Genomic DNA, 574 nt, shown 5'->3' with positions numbered 1-574 from the left:
AGGAGCAGCCCGCCCAGCCCCCGACCGGTCTGACCGGGCGCGAGACCACAGTAGGCAATCTCCACGCTCCCGGCCTCCCTATCGCGGGCGTCGAGCTCCACCAGCCCGGCGGCCTCGCCGTCCACGGTCAGGCGCAGGATGGTGGTGCTCGGTGCCTGCAGGTAGGCCCCGATCTCCGCCGCCGTCGCCTCCAGCCGGCCGTACCAGAGCCAGGGATCGCCGACGCGGTGGAACAGCGCCAGGTAATCGACAAGGGCCGGGGCCGGCCATTCCGCGATGCTCGTCCCGACCGGCACCGGTCCCGGCCCGCGTTGCGGCGGCGAGCGCATTTCCAGGCAGTGCACGCGGGAGGTGAAGCGCCCGTTGGCCGGGTCGAAGCGGCGGTGAAAGGTGTCGGACATGGTCGAGTCGTCTCGTCAGCCGGACCCGTGGTGCGGAGCCCCCGGGTATGAGAACCTATGGAGAACAGTTGTCGGCGCCGCGCCAGTCGGGCGACGACGCGGAGTTTAGGGTCACCGTGAACGTATGGCCAGCTACGGGCCGGAACCGAATGGAGGCGATCATGCCGGCGCAC

The 574-nt window shown here is 70.7% G+C and carries 1 pseudogene; it reads right to left on the bottom strand.

The features are described 5' to 3' along the window. Positions 1–401 (bottom strand): annotated as a pseudogene (locus G7A99_RS24030) (hypothetical protein); the annotation flags it as partial. Positions 402–574: the final 173 nt, after the last annotated feature.

Source organism: Arhodomonas sp. KWT (assembly GCF_010993615.1).
The sequence above is the reverse complement of the archived record's forward strand: the minus strand, read 5'-3'. Positions and strand labels throughout refer to the sequence as shown.